This window comes from Acinetobacter kookii (genome assembly GCF_900096895.1).
GTDB lineage: Bacteria > Pseudomonadota > Gammaproteobacteria > Pseudomonadales > Moraxellaceae > Acinetobacter > Acinetobacter kookii.
Window position 1 is genome coordinate 116,224 of the sequence record NZ_FMYO01000004.1, and the last position, 24,005, is coordinate 140,228.

18 protein-coding genes are annotated in these 24,005 nt (G+C 40.6%); 5 read left to right on the plus strand and 13 right to left on the minus strand.

Annotated elements, in window-relative coordinates:
* The first annotated feature begins 9 nt into the window (after positions 1–9).
* Entirely contained in the window at positions 10–789 is a 780-nt protein-coding gene (pcaD, locus tag BLP85_RS08095) for a 3-oxoadipate enol-lactonase (protein ID WP_092819608.1), read from the plus strand.
* Between the two features lie 71 nt (positions 790–860).
* Here pcaD and BLP85_RS08100 read toward each other — a convergent pair whose 3' ends face one another.
* The 3 genes from BLP85_RS08100 to BLP85_RS08110 form a co-directional block, all read right to left on the minus strand.
* A complete protein-coding gene (locus BLP85_RS08100; RefSeq protein ID WP_092819609.1) occupies positions 861–1,748 on the minus strand; it encodes a DMT family transporter in 888 nt (295 codons plus the stop codon).
* 440 nt (positions 1,749–2,188) lie between these two features.
* Positions 2,189–3,352, minus strand: coding sequence for a zinc-dependent alcohol dehydrogenase (locus tag BLP85_RS08105; protein WP_092819610.1), 1,164 nt, complete (start codon positions 3,350–3,352; stop codon positions 2,189–2,191).
* Positions 3,353–3,732: 380 nt separating this feature from the next.
* Positions 3,733–5,931 (minus strand): OsmC domain/YcaO domain-containing protein, encoded by a 2,199-nt coding sequence (locus tag BLP85_RS08110; protein WP_092819611.1) that lies wholly within the window; start codon positions 5,929–5,931, stop codon positions 3,733–3,735.
* A gap of 590 nt (positions 5,932–6,521) precedes the next feature.
* On the opposite strand from BLP85_RS08110, the gene BLP85_RS08115 reads away from it, so the two are divergent.
* A complete protein-coding gene (locus BLP85_RS08115) occupies positions 6,522–6,962 on the plus strand; it encodes a DUF2147 domain-containing protein (RefSeq protein WP_092819710.1) in 441 nt (146 codons plus the stop codon).
* 165 nt (positions 6,963–7,127) lie between these two features.
* On the opposite strand, the gene BLP85_RS08120 is transcribed toward BLP85_RS08115, so the two are convergent.
* A complete protein-coding gene (locus BLP85_RS08120) occupies positions 7,128–7,469 on the minus strand; it encodes a hypothetical protein (protein WP_143002181.1) in 342 nt (113 codons plus the stop codon).
* Between the two features lie 44 nt (positions 7,470–7,513).
* The gene (locus BLP85_RS08125; RefSeq protein WP_092819613.1) at positions 7,514–7,783 is read right to left on the minus strand and encodes a hypothetical protein; all 270 of its coding nucleotides are present in this window, start codon (positions 7,781–7,783) and stop codon (positions 7,514–7,516) included.
* A gap of 1,141 nt (positions 7,784–8,924) precedes the next feature.
* Here BLP85_RS08125 and otsB point away from each other — a divergent pair.
* Positions 8,925–9,722: a trehalose-phosphatase gene (otsB, locus tag BLP85_RS08135; protein ID WP_228143270.1), complete on the plus strand. Its 798-nt coding sequence runs from the start codon at positions 8,925–8,927 to the stop codon at positions 9,720–9,722.
* On the plus strand, positions 9,710–11,143 hold the full coding sequence (locus BLP85_RS08140) for an alpha,alpha-trehalose-phosphate synthase (UDP-forming) (protein WP_092819616.1): 1,434 nt from the start codon (positions 9,710–9,712) through the stop codon (positions 11,141–11,143). The genes otsB and BLP85_RS08140 overlap by 13 nt, the downstream gene beginning before the upstream one ends.
* Positions 11,144–11,239: 96 nt before the next feature.
* Here the strand turns inward: BLP85_RS08140 and BLP85_RS08145 are convergent, their stop codons facing one another.
* From BLP85_RS08145 to BLP85_RS08170, 6 genes are all read right to left on the minus strand, one after another.
* The gene (locus tag BLP85_RS08145) at positions 11,240–12,430 is read right to left on the minus strand and encodes an MFS transporter (protein WP_092819617.1); all 1,191 of its coding nucleotides are present in this window, start codon (positions 12,428–12,430) and stop codon (positions 11,240–11,242) included.
* Positions 12,431–13,168: 738 nt separating this feature from the next.
* Positions 13,169–13,669, minus strand: coding sequence for a pyridoxamine 5'-phosphate oxidase family protein (locus tag BLP85_RS08150; RefSeq protein WP_092819618.1), 501 nt, complete (start codon positions 13,667–13,669; stop codon positions 13,169–13,171).
* A gap of 947 nt (positions 13,670–14,616) precedes the next feature.
* Entirely contained in the window at positions 14,617–14,958 is a 342-nt protein-coding gene (locus tag BLP85_RS08155; protein WP_092819619.1) for a DUF2147 domain-containing protein, read from the minus strand.
* Positions 14,959–15,490: 532 nt separating this feature from the next.
* Complete coding sequence (locus BLP85_RS08160) at positions 15,491–16,990, minus strand: succinate CoA transferase (RefSeq protein ID WP_171259684.1); 1,500 nt, start codon at positions 16,988–16,990, stop codon at positions 15,491–15,493.
* A 118-nt stretch (positions 16,991–17,108) separates the two neighbouring features.
* Positions 17,109–18,278 carry a thiolase family protein gene (locus BLP85_RS08165; RefSeq protein WP_092819620.1) on the minus strand — a complete coding sequence of 390 codons (1,170 nt, stop codon included), beginning with the start codon at positions 18,276–18,278 and terminating at the stop codon, positions 17,109–17,111.
* Between the two features lie 105 nt (positions 18,279–18,383).
* Positions 18,384–20,165, minus strand: coding sequence for an acyl-CoA dehydrogenase C-terminal domain-containing protein (locus tag BLP85_RS08170; protein WP_092819621.1), 1,782 nt, complete (start codon positions 20,163–20,165; stop codon positions 18,384–18,386).
* Positions 20,166–20,992: 827 nt separating this feature from the next.
* Here BLP85_RS08170 and BLP85_RS08175 point away from each other — a divergent pair.
* Positions 20,993–21,592, plus strand: coding sequence for a TetR/AcrR family transcriptional regulator (locus BLP85_RS08175; RefSeq protein ID WP_092819622.1), 600 nt, complete (start codon positions 20,993–20,995; stop codon positions 21,590–21,592).
* 22 nt (positions 21,593–21,614) lie between these two features.
* Here BLP85_RS08175 and BLP85_RS08180 read toward each other — a convergent pair whose 3' ends face one another.
* Complete coding sequence (locus BLP85_RS08180) at positions 21,615–22,550, minus strand: LysR substrate-binding domain-containing protein (RefSeq protein ID WP_092819623.1); 936 nt, start codon at positions 22,548–22,550, stop codon at positions 21,615–21,617.
* A 350-nt stretch (positions 22,551–22,900) separates the two neighbouring features.
* On the minus strand, positions 22,901–23,899 hold the full coding sequence (gene cysK / locus BLP85_RS08185; protein ID WP_092819624.1) for a cysteine synthase A: 999 nt from the start codon (positions 23,897–23,899) through the stop codon (positions 22,901–22,903).
* Positions 23,900–24,005 lie beyond the last annotated feature (106 nt).

A 24,005-nucleotide genomic window follows, 5' to 3' on the forward strand; every position in this document is an offset into this window, starting at 1 on the left:
TCTAAAAAAATGCCAACTTTTACATCTAACGATGCCCAGATCAATTACCAGACCTTTGGTGATGCATCCAAGCCAGCCTTGATTTTTTCTAATTCACTCGGCACCAATTACGGGATGTGGCAAAAACAGTTTAATCACTTCAAACAGGATTATTTTGTGATTTGCTATGATACCCGTGGTCATGGGGCTTCATCTGCGCCACAAGGTCCGTATAGCCTTGATCAACTGGGTCAAGATGTTATTAACCTGCTTGATCATTTAAAAATTGAAAAAGCTGCGTTCTGTGGTATTTCAATGGGTGGTTTAACCGGTCAATGGTTAGCGATTAATAAGCCCGAACGTTTTAGCCACGTGATTGTCTGCAATACGGCAGCCAAAATTGGTCAGGAACAGGCCTGGAATGAGCGTGCCACTTTGGTACGTCAGCAAGGTCTACAACCAATTGCGTCTACCGCAGCATCACGCTGGTTTACCGAACCCTTTATCCAAAGCAACCCAACAGTAGTTGAAAATCTTCAAAACGACTTGGAAGCTGGCAGCACCGAAGGTTATGCAAGCTGTTGTGAAGCTTTGGCTAAAGCGGATTTACGCGAACAGCTGAAAGATATTAATGTACCGGTACTGGTAATTGCAGGTCAGCAAGATCCGGTAACCACAGTGGTTGATGGCCAGTTCATGCAAGAACGTATTGCCCATAGCCAGCTGTTTGAAATCAATGCTTCACATATTTCGAATGTAGAGCAACCTGAAGCCTTTAATCAGGCGGTGCAAAAATTTATTGCAGCTTAAAAAGCATAGAGCAAAAGCAAAAAAGCCACTTTTCGAAGTGGCTTTTTTATCTTTTCAATCTTTTTCTCGCATCAGGCCCAGATCACTAAAATTGCCGCAATCACTACCAGGGCCAATCCCCAATGCTCGGCACGGGCCAGTTTTTCCTTAAAGAAATAAGCGGAAATCAGCATACTAAACAGAATCTCGATTTGGCCCAAGGTTTTGACCACCGGTACACTCATCATGCTCATGGCAGTAAACCAGCCAAGCGATGCCATAAAACTGCATACACTTACCTTAAAGGTGAGACCCAGACGTTGCCACATGGCGATTAAAGTACGGCGACTAAACAGCCCCAGATAAAGCAGCATGCTGATACACTGGAAACTGATCACCAGCAATAATACCCATCCTGCACGGTGTAAATTTGGTAAATTTGTGAGCTCCAGACTGGCTTCCCGTACCAGCAGTGAAGTAATGGCAAAACTTAAACCGCTTCCGATGCCAATTGCCAGCGTTTTGGCTGAAAACCCGATCATTTGCTGGCCTTTACTCAGCAAAAATACCGCATAACCACCCAGTGCCACCCCAATCCAGGCCAGAAAGGACAAATGATCCGCCAGGAAAGTTACCCCAATAATCGCTGCCAGTATTGCTTCACTTTTAGCCAGTCCTACCCCAATCGCGTAATTTTTTTGCTTAAACAGTTGCACCATCAGTGCAGTGGCTAAAATCTGGCTGGAAGCTGCAATCACAATGTAGACCCAGAACTTTGGCGTGAAGTGGACTATACTTTCAACCGGCTTGAAATAATACAGACTGCTGAGGTAAAGAGCAGCAAATGGCAATCCAAAAATAAACCGGGCCAGTGTGACTCCCCAGACATCGACCGTGGTACTCAGCTGTTTTTGAAAGGCATTACGCCAGGCCTGCATAAATGCTGCCATTAAAGTAAAGAAAATCCAGCTTACTGCCATATGCCTAGCGCCATTACAACAAAAGTGAACTCATTCTATGCTCTAGCCGAAGGCATGACTAATTAAAAATGGGATGGGCTTTGATAGCGCAAAGTTTGGTTTGATACCCTGAACCATAAAAAAATATTAAGCACTGGCTATTTTCAGCTTCGGAAATTTAATCTTACAAAGCGTATCAGGCTTATAATTAATACCAAAAAAAATTCATATGTTTACTTACTATTTACAGCCTTCCCAAGTTGCTAAAATTTATTTGCAGCGGCTGAACACTTTCAATCAAAGCCCTTAATCCAGACTTGAAACATGAGCTGAAAATATAAGGATAAAGCTGCATTGAATAGATAAAACTTGCCTATGATGACCTGAAATCATTCCCTTTGCCTAAACAGTTTTATCTATGCAGGGCTGTCATTTCAGGTCTGCTTGGCAATCTTAAGGTTTTAAGGGGTTAAAATCACTTTACGGCATTCCTGCTCTCGCTGATCGAAAATACGGTAACCTTCAGCCGCATCGGAAAGATTCATGCGATGGGTAATAATGATTTCTGGAGACAAGTCTCCATTTTCAATATGCTCTAAAAGTTGCGGCAAAAATCTATGCACATGGGTCTGCCCCATTTTAAAGGTCAGTCCTTTGTCAAAGGCATCGCCAAACAGAAAACCATGAATCGGCCCAGCATAAACACCCGGTACACTCACTACACCACCACGACGAACCGCTGCAATACATTGCCGTAAAGCAGCTCCACTTGAACCTTCAATCTTCAGATTGGTGAGTACGGTTTCCAGCGTACTGCCTTTGGCTTCAAAGCCAATGGCATCAATGACCGCATCTACACCGCGATGACCCGGCGTATTGCCGATAATAAACTCTGCTGCATCCACCTTGTCAAAATTCACAGGAATTGCCCTATAAGTATTTCGAGCATATTCCAGTCGGTAATGGTTATGATCTACGATAAAAATTTGCTCAGCACCCAACATTTGTGCACATGCCGCTGAAAGCAGACCCACCGGACCTGCGCCATAAATAGCCACTGTAGAGCCTTTAGTTACATGAGCATTGGTCACTGCCTGCCAGGCCGTCGGTAAAATGTCGGTCAGGAACAGGACTTTTTCATCCGATAAAGATCCCGGTACTTTAAACGGTCCTACATTTCCTTTCGGTACCCGTACATATTCGGCCTGCCCGCCTGGAACTCCGCCATATAGATGACTATAGCCAAACAGGGCGGCACCCGGTGGTATCTGTTTCTTGTTTAAAATGGCACCACGACCGGTATTGGTATTTTCACAGGAAGCAGTCAACTCGTGCTCGCAAAAAAAGCACTGGCCGCAGGCAATCACAAAAGGAATAATCACCCGATCCCCTTTTTTGACTTCTGTTACTGCTGGCCCTACTTCTTCCACAATTCCCATAAATTCATGACCAAAAATATCCCCTTCTTCGGTCGCAGGAATTTTTCCCCGATACAGATGCAGATCTGAACCGCAGATCGCCGTAGCCGTCACCCTTAGAATGACATCATCCGGCTCCTGAATTACAGGATCGGGAACCGACTCAACTCGGACATCATGTTTACCATGATAGGTAAGTGCGCGCATGATTTATTCCTCTTGGTTTTATTGTGCAGTAGACGGGAAGGTGTAAATATTGTTTTAAATTTTTGGGCTGCTGTGCCTTTTCTATATTGAAAGATCAGACTGCAAAGAGATGTATAGAAAAAGAATTTTTACTGTTCAGAAATGTATAAAACACAAGGTTCCAGTTATTAAATGTGGGTTTGTCGTATCTGGAACAAAATTTGAATAGAATTTAGCATTCAATCCTCTACACCTCTCAACCTCATAAAGTTAATTTTTAAAGAACATCAGGAAATAATTAAAACGGCTTCGAAAATAAAAACGGCTTATTCATTATGAACAAGCCGTTTTTTGCGGATATTCGTTATTAGAGGAAAACCCGAGTCCTCCTCAATAAGAGTTTACTTCGACACAGCTTTGCCTCGCGCTGCGTGCAGTTTTTTGTAGCTATCAATCAGACGTAAATGACGGTCCAACCCTTCAAGCTTCATGCTGGTCTCAGTCAAACCATAGAAGCGGATACTGCCGTCCATCGAGCCGATTACCGCATCCATACGCTCATCACCAAACATACGGCGGAAATTGATTTCGTAATCATTCAGGTCCATGTCATCGTCAAGTTCTACTTCGAGCACCACATTCATGCACTGATAGAACAAGCCACGCTCAACGGTATTGGTATTGTATTGCAGGAAAGTTTCCACCAGCTCTTTGGCTTCTTCAAACTCTTGCAAAGCTATATAAATCAGCAGTTTTAATTCCAGAATGGTGAGCTGGCCCCATACCGTATTGTCGTCAAACTCGATACCAATCAAGGTACTAATTTCAGTGTAATCATCTACTTCAACATCTTCTAGACGTTCAACCAGAGCGACCAGCTGGTCTTCATCCAAACGGTGCAAGTTAAGGATATCTTCACGGAACAATAAGGCTTTGTTGGTGTTATCCCAGATTAAATCTTCAACCAGATAAATTTCCGAATAACCCGGTACTAAAATACGGCAAGCGGTTGCACCTAAATGCTCGTACACGGCCATGTACACTTCCTTGCCCATATCTTCCAGAATGCCGAACAACATTGCCGCTTCTTCAGCATTGGAGTTTTGACCTTGGTTGGTAAAGTCCCACTCTACAAACGCGTAGTCAGACTGGGTACTAAAGAAACGCCATGACACGACACCGCTGGAATCAATAAAGTGCTCGACAAAGTTATTCGGCTCGGTTACCGCGTTACTGCTGAATGTCGGTTTAGGCAGATCATTCAGGCCTTCAAAACTGCGACCTTGGAGCAGTTCAGTCAAACTCCGTTCCAAAGCGACTTCAAAGTTCGGATGTGCACCAAAAGAGGCAAATACACCACCGGTACGTGGGTTCATCAAAGTCACACACATTACCGGATACTGGCCGCCTAAAGACGCATCTTTAACCAGTACCGGAAAGCCTTGCTCTTCCAGACCTTTGATCCCTTCAACAATTTTTGGATATTTTGCCAGTACATGTTCAGGCACATCCGGAAGTGCAAGCTCACCTTCTAAAATTTCGCGTTTAACGGCACGTTCAAAAATTTCAGATAAACACTGGACCTGGGCTTCGGCCAAGGTATTCCCCGCACTCATACCATTGGAAAGATACAGGTTTTCGATCAGGTTGGATGGGAAATAAACCGTTTCACCATCAGAATGACGCACAAATGGCAATGAACAGATTCCGCGCATAGTATTACCCGAGTTGGTATCATACAAATGTGTGCCCAGCAGTTCATCTTCAGGGTTATAAATTTCTAAAGTGTATTCATCCAGAATTTCTTTTGGCAATTCCCCATTTGGACCTGGCTGGAACCATTTTTCATCCGGGTAATGAACAAATTCAGCATTGGCAATATCTTGCCCCCAGAACTGGTCGTTATAAAAGAAGTTGCAGTTCAAACGCTCAATGAATTCACCCAAAGCTGAAGCCAGGGCACTCTCTTTGGTCGAGCCTTTACCGTTGGTAAAGCACATTGGCGATTGGGCATCACGAATATGTAAAGACCACACATTCGGTACAATGTTGCGCCATGATGCGATTTCAATTTTCATCCCCAGGTTCGCCATAATGCCGGACATATTGGCGATGGTTTCTTCTAAAGGCAGGTCTTTACCCGGAATATAGGTGCTGCTTTCCGAAGTCAAGCTCGGCATTAGCAAGGCTTGTGCATCGGCATCAATGCTTTCCACTTCTTCGATCACGAATTCCGGACCGGTTTGAATCACTTTCTTTACCGTACAGCGATCAATTGAACGCAAAATACCCTGGCGGTCTTTTTCGGAAATATCGGCCGGAAGTTCAACCTGAATTTTAAAAATCTGCTTGTAACGGTTTTCCGGATCTACAATATTGTTTTGTGACAAACGGATGTTATCGGTTGGAATGTCACGCGCCGCACAGTACACCTTTACAAAGTAAGCGGCACATAAGGCTGATGAGGCGAGAAAATAGTCGAAGGGACCTGGCGCTGAACCGTCCCCTTTATAGCGGATGGGTTGATCGGCGATTACCGTGAAATCATCGAACTTGGCTTCTTGTCGAAGGTTGTCAAGATAATTGACCTTAATTTCCATGCGGGCACCTAAATATTCTTATGTGTCAGTGCAACACATAAAAATCAGAAAATAAAATATAAGCCGAATCACAGACAGGAAACTGGCTTAAAAAAATAGTGTGACTAGTGCCATTCGTATAGCAGAGTAAACGACCGACCCTAGAAATGATGGACGGTATTATAGAGGGATTTTGCCTGATTGATAACTTTTGTCTGCTGTTCTCGCCTATTGATGAGAAATGCTTAAAACAGGACAATTTAGAGCAAGCAGTATCAAGACAATATTTCCAGACCCTTTACTATATATAGGTCTTATAAGTCTTACTCAGGCATAAACCATGACTGGACATGATGTGGAGCTTCAGCATGAATTGTGAAATAAAGTAAATTTCAATCAAATTATGTAGAAAAAGAAAATAAAAATTACATCCAATTAAAGGGTTCAACACACAAGCGCATAAAAATTTCCACAATAGATACCAAATCTTTCAATAAGATTTGAGCTACAAACTGCAAGCCTGCATTTTGTGCCTGTTGAAGTCTGAACTCGAACCCTGACTTCAAGCATTTCTACAAAAAAAGTTTACTCAAATCAGTTGAGGTCAAATGATGATAAAAACAACGCTAAGCATAATCGGACTGTCGCTCGTTTCCACACTGGCTCTGGCTGCCGATCCATTACATGGAACCAAATGGAAAACGATTGATGATGTGACCAAGAAACCCTTATCTGTGGTTCAATTTACTGAAACATCCAAGGGCGTGCTTTCAGCAAAGATTGTAGATGTATTGGAAGGCACTGAAGGAGAAAAATGTACCAAGTGCAAGGGTAAATTTTTTAATAAACCGCTTCAAGGCGTACAGATTGTATCCGGACTGAAAAAAGCCGGAAACAATAGCTATGATGGTGGAAAAATTACCGATCCTAAAAATGGTAAAACTTATAGCTTTAATGCCAGACTCTCGGAAGATGGCAAAACTTTAAATGGCCGTGGCTATATTGGCATATCTGCCCTAGGCCGCAGCCAGACTTGGGTACGTATCTATTAACAGCATGAGATTGAATCAAATAAAAGCGACTTTCATCAGTCGCTTTTCATTGCAAATCACACAATCTTTCTGAAACAGCTCTCCTAAAAGCCGTACTCCTCTCTTTCCCTAAGCTTGTTGACTTGTCATTTCAATAAAATTAAATCGGCAATCATTATTCATCCGCTATTTTATTTTATAACCCATGTTTTCAGCACTAATAACGGACGCTTGTCTAATTTTGAAAATCGCGATTTTACCGTCGTCTGCACCGCATAAAGCAATATGCGACATTTGATCCGTACCGATTTCAGCAGCAAAAACTTTAATATTTGCCTGTTCTAATTCACGCTTCAGTTGCTGAAGCTGATTATCGGCATTGACCTCCGAACACTGTTTGGTTCCTAATGATTTTGTAATCATAACCAATGAGGTTTTATCCATATTATGCGTTTGACATCCCACTAATCCAAGGAATGCGATTGCAACCAAGCCTATATATTTTTTGACCATATTTATTCCATCCATCACATTTCCAAGCTAGAGAGCATAAAATACTTTTTATCCTGCCTTTAATTGATCTGTTTAATCACCCATTGTAAGAATATTTTTTTATCAAGAAAATCAGGAGAATGGGTTGAATCTATGACCTTTTGCTTACCGTTAAATGTCCCTAAAAAGCTATAAGAATTTTTAACTTCAAAAAAACCGCCATTCATTTCATGGATTTCATAAAAAAATTCTTTTAGCTTCTCAAACTGGCTGTGCTTATGAAAATAAGGACGCATAAGTAAAAAATTATAGATTTGTTCCAAAGTACATAATTCATTTTGCATATTCATGCTTTTCGCCTGTGTAAATATGTTTAGATTGATTTAACTAGATTTTATAGAAATTGTATTTGAGTTCTTTAAAAACGTATTTTTTAAATAATCTCCATGATTGAATTTCAGGAATTTCGACAACCCAGAAAGTAAATTTAAATTCATTAATGATCAAAGTTATAGTTAAATGTGTTTTAACAATTAAATATTCGTAGCCTTTTATTTCTGTATACTTTATTAAACATCTGGTGAAGTACTCAGCTTTATCTTCATAAATATTATTTGTTTCACATTCAGATTTAACCAAATTGCAAATTAAACACGATAAATCCCATAACAATATTTTTTCTAAAGTAATCATGGTCAAAATTTCTATAAATTAAATGAAAACCAAATAAATAAGCATCTGCTCACGAAAATAATTAAGAACAATAAATTTTAACTTCCTCCTAAAAATGGTAATGATTTTTTAATTAAAATTTATAATCAAGCCGAAGACATTCCTAATATTTTGAAAAATTATTTCAAAATAACACCAGTTAAAAGCTTAAAGATAATAATCTCTTTCATAATTGTTTACACCCTCCTTATTTTTACCATAGGAAGAATTAAAGGGAATTTATGAAAGCAGCTTTATATCCAATTCAATGATGCATTTAATATTTCAATATATTTTCATTGCAAAAATATTGCATTGTGACAAATATGCGTCAATGTACATTCTTGTAATCAAAGTTATATAGAATGTAACTATGTAATAGAACAATATTTAAATGGAAAGTTTAATACTTTATTTTTCAACTATATATTCATTAAATATCAAAGCTTACAATTTGTTTTCTTGCGAATTTTGCAAGAATTTTAATCTAATTTCAAATGTAATAAAATAATTAGAATGAGACTTAATCTACACTTTCACTCTTTAACACCTTAAAATTTAAAATTTTTCAACCTTTAATCGGGCACAGATGCAAAATTCGATAAAAATAAAATAAGAATAAATTATGTAAAATTTATTTATTTTATGTAGCTTTAATAATAATTTTATCCCTCAATCATTTTTTTAATGATATTTATAAATTAATCGAACAATTAATAGACAGTTAATATGTGTAGCTCAAGTAATTATTACCCCCCTGATCAATATTATTCTCATAACTTGTTACAGTTTATAATCCCTTATTTATCCCGTGATAAAAAGTACTGTTTATTTCTGGATATTGATGGAACATTATCAGAATTTCATCCTGATCCCGCTCAAAGCTTTATTCCATTCACCACCTTAAACACTATACAGCAGTTAAGTGATTCGAATGTTTCGGTCATCTTCCTTACTGGCCGTTCAGTCCAGGCTGCCTCAGAACTCCTGTTTCCTTTACAACTGCCTATTGCGGGTACGCATGGTCTGGAAATAAAAATCGATGACCACACTCAATTCAGCATTGCGACAGATGACATTCATTTTTCTTCACTGCAACATGATGTTCAGAAACGTTGTCGCCCCTACCCTCAACTGTTGATTGAAAACAAGACTTATTCTGTTGCCATTCATTATCGTCAATATCCTGAACTGGCCGATATTGCAAGACAAATTGCTGAAGAGGTCCTGAATACCCATCCAGGACTGAAAATAAATGAAGGCAAATGTGTATTTGAATTGCTGCCCCAACAGGCAGATAAAGGCCAAGCGATTCAAACGCTATTGGAATATTTAAATTTTGAGGATGTTTTACCTGTTTTCATTGGCGATGACACAACCGATGAATCCGGTTTCAAGGTAATCAATCATTTGCAAGGGATCAGTATAAAAGTTGGACCAGAACCTACCCAGGCACATTACCGACTGAAAAATGTTGAAGATGTTGCTGATTTTCTTGACTTATTTTCACAATTCTTAAAAACACATTGTTTGAGACTGTCTCAAGTATCAGATGGAGAAAAAGCATGTCTAGATTAATCGTATTATCGAATCGTGTCAGTTTACCCCATCCCGATAAGTCTACCGCTGGCGGATTAGCAGTGGCATTGCAGGATGCACTTGCAGATATTGGTGGAATCTGGTTAGGCTGGAATGGTGAAAAAATTGCCAATCATCAACAACCGCATTTTAATCAAACCGAATATAAAGGTGTGGAATACGTTACATGTCCTTTAACCGAAGAACAGTACCAAAATTATTATTGCGGTTTTGCCAATAATACTTTATGGCCGGCAATGCATGATCGCGCCGATTTAATTGAATACCAGGCTCAGCAATATACGACCTATCAACAGGTTAATCAGCTATTTGCCAGACAGCTCAAACAAATGGCCGAACCCGACGATTTAATCTGGGTGCATGATTATCATTTTTTAAGTGTGGCGCGTTACTGTCGTGAAATGGGCATGAAAAATAGAATTGGGTTTTTCTTGCATATCCCTTTTGCCGGCTTAAAAATCTGGAGTTTAATTCCAACGGCCCTTTCCTTGATTCAGGACCTTTGCCAGTATGATGTGGTGGGTCTGCAAACTGAACATGACCAACAGCAGTGTATGCAAGTGTGTAGTCATTACCTGGCTACCCAGCCTATCAATACCCACATGTTAAACTTTAATCATCATCAGGTTACTGTGCAATGCTATCCTATCGGGGTTAACCCTGAACTGATTCAAAAAGTCGCCGAACAAAAAGATGAAAATACTGCTGCCGTATTTGAATTTGAGAACCTAAATGATCAGCAAACCATTATTAGTGTCGATCGCATTGATTATTCCAAAGGGTTAATCGAACGGTTTAGTGCCCTGGAAGCATTTCTACAGAGCAATCCTGAATATCATAAACATCTTACCGACATCCAGATTGCCTGTCCCTGCCGTATGGAAATTGCTGCATATAAAGATTTATTTGATCATTTACAATCCAAGGTGGATTGGATTAATCAGGAATTTTCACAAGATGACTGGTTACCGATCAACTGTACCCATGCCACCATTTCACATGATGTATTAATGAAAATTTATCGGCAGGCCAATATTTGCTGGGTAAATTCTTTGCGTGACGGGATGAATCTGGTGGCTAAAGAATTTATCGCTGCACAGGACCCTGAAAATCCCGGGGTATTGATTCTTTCAAAATACACGGGTGCAGCAGCACAGATGTCTGAAGCATTAATCGTCGATCCTGAAAATTGCAACAGCATGATTCAGGCATTAAAAAAAGCTTTAACCATGGCAAAATCTGAACGATTGGAACGTTATCAGCAATTGATGAATGGTTTAAAAAGTTTTGATATCAATGACTGGCGTAATGCATTTTTAGCCGACCTGAAAGGCGTTGAAAAAGTGAATATCCTCCCGCCTGTCACTAAAAAATTCTTTTCTAAAATTGCAAATTATTAAATTATCGAAAACGAAAAGTTTATATTTGACCTGTAAAAAAAAACGAGCATATCCATTTGGATATGCTCGTTCAATTAAACAAGGTCAATTAAAACATCAGGCTGTTTTAACTTGAGTAAAATGGTTCAAGAAAGCAATCGTTAACAGTAAGGTCGCAATAAACCCAAAAACCACAGACAAACCCATCATTTCGCTGCTAATCCCCACCAAAGCAGGTCCCAGTAATGAACCTGTATACGCCATGGTAGAAACACATGACAATGCGGCTGCTTTGGACATGACATTTTGACGGCCTACACGTGAAAACATTACAGGAACGATATTAGAACATCCTAAACCCAGTAAAGCATAGCCCAATAAAACCACGATCCAGTGTGGAGCAACAACCACCGTAAACAGTCCAAGCGCTGCACAAATTGCGCTGTAGATGATGATATTTTTTTCACCTAAAGCCTTGATTAAATACTGTCCCGCAAAACGCCCCGAAGTCATGGCAATTGCAAAGCAGGTATAAGCCAGACCTGCTAAAGCAGGTTTTACGCCATATTCATTGATCAGATAAATCCCGCTCCAGTCCATTGCCGAACCTTCTGAAAGAAATGCAATAAAACACACCAGACCCATCAAAATAATTAAGGGGCTGGGTAATTTTTTAGTCTTGCTTTCAGCTTCAGCCGTATCAGTTTTTTGTTCCTTTTCAATGACCGATAAACTGTTAGGCACAGCCAATATGCTCAAAACCACCAATAAAAGACAAATGGCCAAAGCACTCATCAAGGGGCTCACACCTGTTGCAAGTAAGGCAGTAACAGTCATGACTCCGGTCAGGCCACCTAAACTGCACATGCCATGAAACTGGGACATCATGCTTTTAGCGCTGTTTTTTTCCACAATGACAGCTTGTAAATTAATTGCCACACCCAGGCTACCTGCAGCTGTACCGAACAGGAACAAAGCAATGGCCATGATCAAGATACTGCTGGTTAAGGCAAAGGTAGGCAAAACCATCAGCAACAATAAAAGGGCTACGGAAATAATGGCACGACAACCCGCTTTCTGGATCAGCAAACCTGTTGCAGGCATTGCCAGCATGGAACCTGCACCGATACATAGCAATAAAGTACCAAAATCGGCATGATTCAGGTGAAGTCGCTGCTGCGCATAAGGTATAAGCGGAGCCCATGCTGCGGTACTTAGACCTAAACTGAAGAAGCTCAGTAAAGTCGATAAACGCTGTGCAGAGTGCTGAGCTGCATGATCCAGATGTGCTGTTTTAGTTAAAAACATATGTGTGCCACCACAAGAAATAGGTTTTTTGGCCGTCCCTTTTCAGGATAATTCCCAGAGAAAAACCCCTGCAGACTTATAGATATTTTCTATAAATTTACAAGGGCTTTAATTTGGCGAAATTATACACAAAAAAAGAACAAATCAATCCTATTTTTTAGCCATTTTAAAAAATATTTTGTAACTGACATGGGGATATAATCAGCTCATAGCGTTAGGCGATCAATAAATTAAAAGCTTTAATCAGAATTAAAATAATTTAAACAAAACAATAATTTATATTTTTTAAATTTTTATCAACCTCATAAGATGATTGAAATTATTATAAAAATTATTCCAAAAATTTTCCTGATTTTTTCACAGAGTTTTATGGCCATTATTTAGAAGGAAAACTAAATTTAAATTTGTTGTTCATCACTATTTTTTATATTTATTTTATAGGATATAAGACTTAATTATAAAATCACCCAAAGATTCAATATCTTAATTTTATGGTAAGCCTCTACCTGCAGGCATGAACTCACCTTGAGCTTATTTTTTAATACTCACATCGACCAAGTTTTATCGGTGAATAACCTTCTTTCACCTTTCCTTTGAAAAGTAAAATGATTATTCAATTATCTCGATGATCCGATAAAAAAGCTCTATAGGTTTTAAGCTACAGAGCTCATTTTTTAAATACCAGTATTTTGATTTATTTTTTAGGCTAATGATCTTCAATCAGGCAAGGTTAAAGTGCTACAGATTCATTTTTTGATGGTCTGCATCCGGTTCATCAGTTTTACCCGTGATACTTCCTTTTACCACCTTAAACAGATGAGTGATTTTATTGTCAGTGACATTCCAGTATTCTGCGCTAATGGCTCTTGCCACTAAAACCCGTACACTCGGATCATCCTTTCCTTTAAACCAGTTTTCAGCCCATGGATTCCAGAGTTCATCAATCAGGCTAGGGTCAGTACTGATCTGTGCATGTGCACTAATCGACACATAAATATCATCTGAAGGCTTGGCAAAGGAGAGCCCAATATGATTCCTGCCCGACTCAATCGCATTCACCAGATCATTGCTATCTCGCAAGATAAAATACAGATTCTGGTGTTCATCCATCTGCTTAGAGTTGAGCATGGTCATGGGTTGGGAATGGATTTCCTGCGTTTCAGTGGTATGACTGATCATGGAAAAGCGTACTTCTTTAATCAATTTCCATAATTTTTCGCGATTTTGACTATCTGTCATCATTTTTCTCCTCAAACAAGCCTATCAATGCTCTAGTTTTACGGTTTACTTCTGTTCCAGATTAATTATATTTTTCAGTTTGAATATCCTATCTCACTGATTTTATACATTTGCATAATAAAAGCTGGTAGCAATGATCATAAGAAATAACGAAGACCCATTCTGTTACATTCAGCTGGGAAGGTTTTCAGATTCTTGAAACAAATAAGAATGAAAATGAGATACAGAAAAAAAGCCCCTAGTGCTTAACTTGGGGCTGTTTGAAACTTGCTTTAAACTAAGTTTGATTGATTCATCAAGGTCTTTCATTTTATAGCGCATGTACGGTTTTTTTTTATACATACGGAATTGACCGATGATTGTTTTTGAGTGATCAAATGAATGGCTCTCCTCTGTTTATTTGGTAATTTATATAAAGCAGAAACTATGCCAAAAAAACAAAATGAATGATTTCTGCAAAATAAAAAAGCCCCAAATTAAAATATGAGGCTTTTCAGTGGAATCCATCTATATTTGAATTAAATCTTATATCTTGATGTCAGGCTATTGCACCAAGTTGTTTCCTTAGCTTCTGGTCTTGCAGATTTTTGACCTGATCTGGTTCATTAAAGGTCACACGGATAATTTTGACGATGGTTTGGCCAGAAATCTGCGATCGCAAAATGCTGGCTTAATCGGTTATGTCAAACGGCAATGTCATTCTGCTCTCAACGATGACGCTAAATATATTACATCGCCTAAATCCATTTTCACCATTTCCCCTTTCACAATGACATAAGCATCGCTATCATTGATCTATAATCAAGATTCAGCATATGAAATAAAGAAAATTCGAGCGAAAGTCGATTATTGGTTTGAAGATGATGCGACCTTATTCGCTTTTTCAGCAAAAAATGTCATGAATCATACGCATTCATGACATCTTCTGTAGATGTATGTGTCTATGATTATTTTGCTTTCTTATAGATAGAGCCAGAACCCACCAGATTTCCGGTTTTTTCGTCAATCGCAAAATCAACCACACCGGCACCTGCATTCACCTCAAGAAAACCATTTTCACCCACTGAAGCAGGAACAGGATTTTTCTTTTCAATTTTACCTGTCTCTTTATCTTTTAAAGTATTGGTAATGAAATAATGGTCACCATTTTTGGCAATCACCAGAGAATTTTCAAGTTTTGGATTTTCCACGGTATTTTTCCAGGTTCCCTGATAATCCGGTGCTTCCTTGGTACAAGCCGTTAATAATAGTAATAGTGAGATTGCTGAAAAATATTGAAGATATTTCAAAACTAAGACCTTGAATGTTACGACGCGGCCATTATAAAAAGAACACGCTGCTGATTAAGGGGCTTGTTGTAGGCAAAGCGTTTCGGCAGTACGGTCTCTGTTTTGCTTTCGTCATTTTTTGAAATTTATATCCACATTTCATCCATAAAAACTGAAATTGGCAATTAAAAAACCCATCATGAGATTAATGCCAGTCAGTTAAGAAATTGACTGACATTTTCTTTTTTAAATTCATGCCTGTATTTGATATGTGGGAAAGTCATCCGCAACTGTTTGAGGCAGGACTACATTAAAAAATGATTGTTTCTGCGATAAATTTGCTAGTTGATAGTGGCTGACGAGTTTTGCGGATGACAAATGCCTTTGGTTACTTTGGGCGAAACCAAAGTAATAAATGAGCTGCAAGAGTTTGATTAAAAATGGGAAGACTCCGCCATGACTCACTAAAAATTAAGGAGTTTATTTCTAAACTCCTTAACTGATCAGCATTACATCATGAGATGGGTTTTTTGTTCTACATAATCAGCGGTTTTTATGCAGTTTTATGCATGTTTCCGGTCTCTTCAAATTTCGCATGCCAGGACAAGGCTTCTTCAAGAAGATGCGGGGTTTGCCCGCCACGCTGGCAAGCGCGTTCAAAATAATCATTCAGTTCATCGCGATAATCCGGATGCGCACATAAATCGATAATCTTGCGGGCACGCTCACGCGGAGCCAGACCGCGTAAATCCGCCAGACCGTTTTCTGTCACCAAAACATCAATATCGTGTTCGGTATGGTCAGTATGGCTGACCATCGGGACTACAGATGAAATGGCTCCACCTTTAGCCACCGATTTGCTCACAAAAATCGCTATATGTGCATGGCGGGTAAAGTCGCCCGAACCGCCAATTCCGTTCATCATTTTGGTTCCGCTCACATGAGTAGAATTCACGTTGCCGTAAATATCAAACTCCAGTGCGGTATTGATGGCAATAATCCCCAGACGGCGAATGATTTCAGGATTATTGGAAATTTCCTGCGGACGCAGCACAATCTTGTCTTTGTATTGCTCAAAATTCTGCATCACCCGTTGTGCACAAGAATCGGACAAGGTCATGGAACAACCCGAAGCAAATGTCATTTTACCCGAATCAATCAAGTCAAACGTACAGTCCTGTAGAACTTCGGAATACATTTCCAGATGATGAAAATTGGAATGTTCAAAACCTGAAAAAACGGCATTGGCAATTGAACCGACTCCAGACTGCAAGGGACCCAGATTTTGCGGTAAATGCCCTGCTGCCACTTCAGCTTCAAAAAATTGAATCAGGTGTTTGGCAATCGCCAACGTATCCTGGTCCGGTTCATCCATATTGAATGAAGTGTCGGGAAGGTCGTTCAGGACAATGGCAGAAATCTTTTCCGGACTGACCTGAATGCCTACCGTGCCAATCCGGTCTCCTGCATGAATCAAGGGAATCGGCGCGCGGTTTGGACGGGCTTTAGGCACATAAATATCATGTACCCCTTCGAGGATTGGATGGATGGTGTTGTCAATTTCGATAATTACATGATCTGCCATTTCCACAAAGTTGGCCGAGTTACCACATGAACCGGTGGGAATAATCTGACCATCTTCAGTAATCGCTGTTGCTGCAATCACGGCAACATTAATTCGCGGCAAGTTATGATGACGGATATTATCTGCCATTTCCGATAAATGCTGATCGATATACATCACCTCACCCGCATTGATCGCTTTACGCAGACCCGGATCAGCCTGATAAGGATAACGGCGCACAATCGCATGGGCTTCATTAAGACGACCATCAATCTTGTTGCCCAGGCTTGCACCTGTCGCCAGGGTAATCTTTAAGGGATGTTGTTTGGCATGTTCAGCCAGGACCAGCGGTACCGTTTTTGCCTCACCTGCACCGCCAAAACCACTTAAACCCACTACAGCACCGTCTTGAATCAATTCAATCGCCTGTTCAGCTGACATAACTTTGTCGCGAAGGGAGACTAAGCGAATGCGATCTAAACCATTCATAATAAAAATCTCAAAAATAAACTTATTGGTTGCCACCCTTCCAGCATGCTAAAAAGGTGGCTTTTATTGCTTATCGAATTCCAATTCGTTGCTTATTGTTCTGCCGTATGGAAACGTCTTAGATCAGTTCAACTGCAACCGCAGTTGCTTCACCACCGCCAATACATAAGCTGGCAATGCCTTTTTTACCACCGGTGCGTTTTAAAGCATGCAATAAAGTCACAATAATGCGTGAGCCTGAGGAACCCAAAGGATGGCCGAGTGCACAGGCACCACCGTTAATGTTCACTTTTGCTTCATCTAAATTGAAAGCATCCATAGCAGCCATAGCCACCATGGCAAAGGCTTCGTTAATTTCCCAAAGATCAACCTCTTGTGCATCCCAACCGGCTTTTTTCAACACTTTTTCAACCGCTCCGACTGGCGCAATGCTGAACTCTGTCGGGTGCTGTGAATGAGATGCATAAGCCACAATTTTCGCCACTGGCGCCAAACCGCGCTCTGCAGCAATTTCCTCTGAAGTAATGACTAAAGCAGATGCTCCATCTGAAATAGAGCTGGAATTGGCAGCAGTAATGGTGCCATCTTTTTTAAAGGCCGGACGTAAAGTAGGAATTTTGTCGACCTTGGCATTCAGCGGTTGTTCATCTTGCTCAATTACCACGTCTCCCTTACGTGTAGACACGGTTACAGGTACGATTTCTTCTTTAAAATAGCCATTGTTGATGGCTGTTACCGCTTTGCTCAACGAGCTGATTGCAAAGTTATCTTGCTGTTCGCGGGTATAGCCTTTCTTGTCGGCCATTTCTTGGGCAAGGATACCCATGGAAAGACCGGTTTCAGCATCTTCCAGACCTTCCTGAAACATGTGATCGGTGATTTTGCCATGTCCCATACGGTGACCGGCACGTGCTTTATCCAGCAAATAAGGTGCATTACTCATCGACTCCATGCCGCCTGCGACGACAATCTCTGCTGAGCCTGCTTTCACTGCATCGGCAGCCTGCATCACTGCTTTCATACCCGAACCGCAGATTTTATTAATGGTGGTTGCACCCGTGCTGTCAGGTAAACCTGCCTGACGCATGGCCTGACGCGCCGGTCCCTGTTTTAAGCCGGCTGGAAGAACGCAGCCAAAAATGACTTCATCAATATCTGTCGGTTGCAAACCTGAACGCGCTACAGCTTCTTTAATGGCTGCTGCACCTAGTTCTGGCGCTGTACATGAAGAAAGTGAGCCTTGGAAGCCACCCATTGCGGTACGAACACCATTTACAATAACAATCATTTTTTTCATCCTAATTTATGAATCTTGTTGTGTGACATGAACTTATACCCTCAGCTCATGTCATTTCCATCTTTGTTCAACCTGTATTAAAGCAATGTGCCAAACTTAAGATTGGGCAGTAAAATATTCCTCGGGTAACTGCATCACTACATCGGCACCGGCTTGAATACGTTGTACACGTGCTGCCAGGTCAGGTAAAATCTTGGCTACATAATACTGTGCTAGCACCAGTTTGTTCTGGAAGAACGCTTCAGCTTTCGGTTGGGCGGCCTGGCTAATACGTGCATACATATAGACAAAGCTGAGCAATCCCACCACATGCAAGTAATCTACTGCCACGGCATTGGAGAAATCAGGTTCTGTTTTTGCCTGATCCACAATGAAGGCAGTAATGTCTTCAACCTGTGTGCAGACATCCAGTACAGCGGCTTTAATGCTCAAGCCATCATCCAGACCTTGTGCAAATTCACGAATTTCTGCAATGTATTCACCTATGTATGTTCCACCACATTTGATGGTCTTACGGCCAATCAGGTCAATGGCCTGAACGCCGTTCGTGCCTTCGTAAATTTGGGAAATACGCAAGTCACGAATACACTGTTCCATGCCCCATTCACGAATATAACCATGACCACCAAAGCACATTTGGGCTTCTAAAGCCGAATCCAAAGCTTTATCGGTAAGGTATGCTTTAGCAATTGGTGTTAACAATGCCACACGGTCATTGGCTTTACGTACTGCTTCAGCATCGGTTGAGTATTTGGTAATGTCGAGCTGTTGACCTACATAGACCGCAAAGGCACGTGATGCTTCGTTATTGGCGCGAACATTCAGCAACATACGGCGCACATCACCATGCACTAAAATGGAATCTGCCGGTTTTTCAGGCGATTTTACACCGGTTGCGGCACGGCCTTGCAAACGGTCGGTGGCATATTGCGCAGCATTCTGGTAGGCAAATTCAGCCGCACCAATGCCTTGAATACCCATGGATAAACGTTCGTAGTTCATCATCACGAACATGGCGGCCAGACCTTCGTTTTCTTTCCCCACGATATAACCTTTAGCGCCGTCAAAGTTCATTACGCAAGTCGCAGAACCCTTGATCCCCATCTTGTGTTCAATGGAACCTGCAGACACGGCATTGCGCTCACCCACCGATCCATCTGCATTGACATGGAATTTCGGCACGATGAATAAGGAAATACCACGAGAGCCAGCCGGTGCATTCGGTGTTTTTGCCAGCACCAAATGGATGATGTTTTCACACAGATCATGTTCACCGCTGGTAATAAAGATTTTTGTCCCTGTAATGTTAAAAGAACCATCTTCATTCGGTTCCGCCTTGGTTTTAATGATGCCCAAATCGGTACCAGAATGTGGTTCTGTCAGGCACATGGTACCTGACCATTCACCAGTGTAGAATTTTGGCAGATACGTCTCTTTTTGTTCCTGGGAAGCACGGTCATTAATCGCCATGCCTGCACCCACAGTCAGTAAGGGATACAGCATAAATGACGGGTTGGTACTCCAGATCATTTCATCCGCCAGTACCGTCAGCATTTTAGGCATGCCCTGACCTCCCCATTCTTCAGGCGCGCCCAGGCCAACCCAGCCACCTTCGGCAAACTGTTTAAATGCTTCTTTAAAACCTTTAGGTGTAGTCACCACACCATTATTGAACTGTGCGCCACCTTCTTCATCACTGCTGCGGTTTAAATCCAGGATGACGTTTTTAGAAAACTTGGCCATTTCCTCTAAAATCGCATTCGCCGTTGCCATATCTAAATGAGCGAGGTTTTCATTGCCCTGCCAGAATTCATCTGCCTTAAATACATCATTTAAAATAAATTCCATGTCTTTAAGGGGGGCGTTATAAATAGGCATGTTGCTTTCCTTATGTGAAGACTTCGCATTAAAAATAGTGAAGTGCTTTTTAAAGTTGTAAGAACCTATACTGAAATAACGGATTTATTCCAACGTCCATCTTTCTAAGCAAATTCCGGGTATTTCCATGGTTTTCAGCATCCATGAGGAGAAATGAACGTAGCGAAAATCAGGTTAAAATACTTTACTCATCAGCTCGAATATTAAGAATCTATTCATCATTACTCCAATGAGCAATGAATAAAACATGGTTTCTGTAAATCACTTTAAACTGAACCATCCACCCTCAAACCGAAGCTTAAATACATGAATGGAATACGGTTAAATCAGCATATCTGCTCTTTGCGTTTTATGGGCTAGTCCCTTTTTTCAACGTAAAAAGACAATAAAATAATTATGCGGTAATTGGAATTTTATTGATGATTATTGACCTCTCAGGTTCTCCCAGATTGACTTTTATTTTTGGCTATGCCATTGCAAATCTAAGCTGATTAAATGTGCTTCGTTGACCTTCAGTCTATATTGCCTCTCTTCTACTAAAACAAAAAAGCGCTTTGTTAATTTCTTGCGTTAAAAACAAAGCAGTGCTTTTTATTATTCTCTTGTGCTAAAAACAAAGCAGTGCTTTTTATTTTCTTGCGCTAAAAATAAAGCAGCGCTTTTTATTTTCTTGCGCCAAAAAACAAAGCAGTGTTTTTTTATTTTCTTGCGCTAAAAAACAAAGCAATGCTTTGTTTTTTAGCTCATATCAGACATTAGTTGGGTTGTCATATGCATAAGATCGGTATATGTTGAATTGGCTTATTTATGTCTTTCTGGGACTTACGATGAATACGGTACGCCAACAAAATTTTCAATTACGCAAAGAGAAAATTTTAGCCATGGCAGAAACACTGTTGCTGGATAATAATCAGGACATTACCCTGGCAGAACTTGCGTCTGAACTGGATATTGCCAAAGGCACCATTTATAAACATTTTAAAAGCAAGAATCAGCTCTATTTAGAACTCATTATCTTGAATGAAAAAAGATTATTGGAAATTTCGAAAAAATATAAAAATAATATTAAAACCTATGTTTCACAGTACATGCTCTACAACATGTTAAATTCCAACCGGACCATTTTACTGCATGTAATTGAAGAACGCTTAACCAATAATGAACGCAAGCTAAAAGAATTATTTGAACAACTCTATAAAGTCCGTGAAGAACGGATTATCGAAATTAAAGACATGACCGATGATTATCTGAAGTCCTTTAATAGTGCCATGTCAATTCGCGACTATTTGTCTTATATCTGGACCGTCACTTATGGTGCTTCCTTGTTGCTCAATTCGACCCATTACCAGAAAGCCATTGGTTCACGTGAACGCCTGATCAAGCTGTATATCAACCAGGCCTTAATGACCCCGGATAAAATTTCTTGATATCCGGGTTTCAATAAATCAGTTATTGATGAATGATTTTATGCATAGGGTCATCCAGGTCATTCATTTTCGAGAACAACTCGTAACACATCTGCCGCAGCCACTGATGGCTGGTCTTATGATGGCAGGACATATGCCAATATTGCTTGACGGCGTAAGTGGGAAAAGTAATCGGTGCGTCAAAAATCTGCAAATTGCCGCGCGACAATAACACTTCACTTAAATAATAAGGTACGGTGGCAATCGCATCAGTTTCCTGAACCACTAGTCCAACGCCCAGATAACTCGGCAAGCGCATCAAGATATTGCGTTTCAGTTCTAAATTTAACAGTTCATTTTCAATATGGTAATGCCCCATTCCGGCATCAATATCGATATGGGGTTCATTGATATATTGTTCGGTAGTTAAGCTGTTTTCGCTGAGCCGCGGATGGTTTTTGGCGGCAATCACCACATAATATTGCTCAAACAGTTTCTGCTGATAAAAACCATTTTCGAGATTGGGCAGAAAACCGATCGCCAGATCAATTTCCCCATTGGCCATTTGATAACTGGTTTCAGAAGTAATGGCCCGGACATTTAAACGGATATGTGAAGCATGCTGTTTTAAATATTGGGAAATCTTCGGCAATAACACCAAGTGCGACACATCGGTCATGGCAATGGTGAATTTTTGCTGTGAGGTGGTCTGGTCAAAATCAACGGTAAAATTATTAATGATTTCAACTTTGCTTAAGGCTTCACTGACCAGTGGAAACAGCTGTTTCGACAGTTCAGTCGGCACCATTTCATTGCCGATTCTCAAGAACAGCGGGTCATTATAATGCTGACGGATTTTATTCAGGATATTGCTGACCGTGGGCTGGCTCATGGCCAGATATTCAGCTGCGACAGAAACACTTTTATATTTATAAATATAAAGAAAAACACTGAGTAATTTACAGTCGAGCTCAAACACCGATTCAAATCCCTAAATCTTCAATTTGTAGAGGCAATATATCATCTGCCTTTTGCGGGCTATTTCCAATGTCCATTTATACCGAAATAGCCTGTCATGCGGATACGCTTCAGCTGAAGCCTATAAAATGAATTCTATCAATAAAAACCAAAATAACACAAAAGACCGCTTTCATCATGGTTGACACCCTCTTTTTATTTTTCTCCTTGGGCAGAATTGAAATGTATTTCAAGTCTGCGTAAGAAAAATCAAAGGGATGGATGAAAGAAATCTAAAGAAACACATCAATCAAACGGTTTGACTTAAACCTGAACGCTTCAAATTTAAGTCAAAGCTTAAGGTATGAACAATTATTCTGCTGAAATATCTTCAAATAACACTGAAGATAAATAACGCTCACCTGCATCCGGTAAAATCACCACAATGTTTTTACCCGCATTTTCAGGACGTGCTGCCAGTTGAGCCGCGGCTGCCATGGCTGCACCACTTGAAATACCGACCAGAATACCGTCATGGGTGGCTGTTTTGCGTGCCCATTCAATGGCCGTAGCACTTTCAATGGCAATCACTTCATCCACTAAATCCAGGTCCAGGTTTTTAGGAATAAAGTTGGCGCCAATACCCTGAATTTTATGCGGTCCCGGAGTCAATGGCTCACCCCGTTTCGCTTGGCCAATAATCGGTGATTCCGCAGGTTCCACAGCAACCGAATACAGCGGCTGATTTTTTACCTGCTCAAAATAACGTGAAATACCGGAAATGGTACCGCCCGTACCGACGCCAGACACCAAAATATCCACCTTGCCGCCAGTCGCTTCCCAGATTTCAGGGCCTGTGGTCTGTTCATGGATTTTCGGGTTAGCCGGGTTTTCAAACTGCTGCGGTAAAAAATACACATCCGGTTGTTCAGTGGCTAAACGTACCGCTTCATCTACCGCACCTTTCATGCCTTTGGCCGGTTCTGTCAGCACCAGATTTGCACCAAACGCTTTTAAAACCTTACGGCGCTCAACACTCATGCTTGCCGGCATGGTCAAGGTAATGTCATAACCTTTGGCAGCCGCAACAAATGCCAGAGCAATACCGGTATTGCCGCTGGTTGGCTCGACAATATGCATGCCCGGTTTAAGCAAGCCTTTTTCTTCAGCATCTGCAATTAAAGCAGCACCTACCCGGCACTTCACCGAGAATGCCGGATTACGGCTTTCAACTTTTGCCAATACGGTTGCGTCGGATGAAATGGCACGGTTGATGCGAATTAATGGGGTATTGCCAATTGCTTCAGCATTATTACCATAAACCGCTATACCTAAATTGTTCGGTGCTGGAAAAGCAGAATCAGTACTCATTTGAACTCCTTGAGCTGTCTTTTGATTTTAAAGTTATGCGCTCATCATAAGCCATTTAGACCTTCAAGATAAGTTTTTCTCTTGTTAGACCTATTCAACTTAAGGT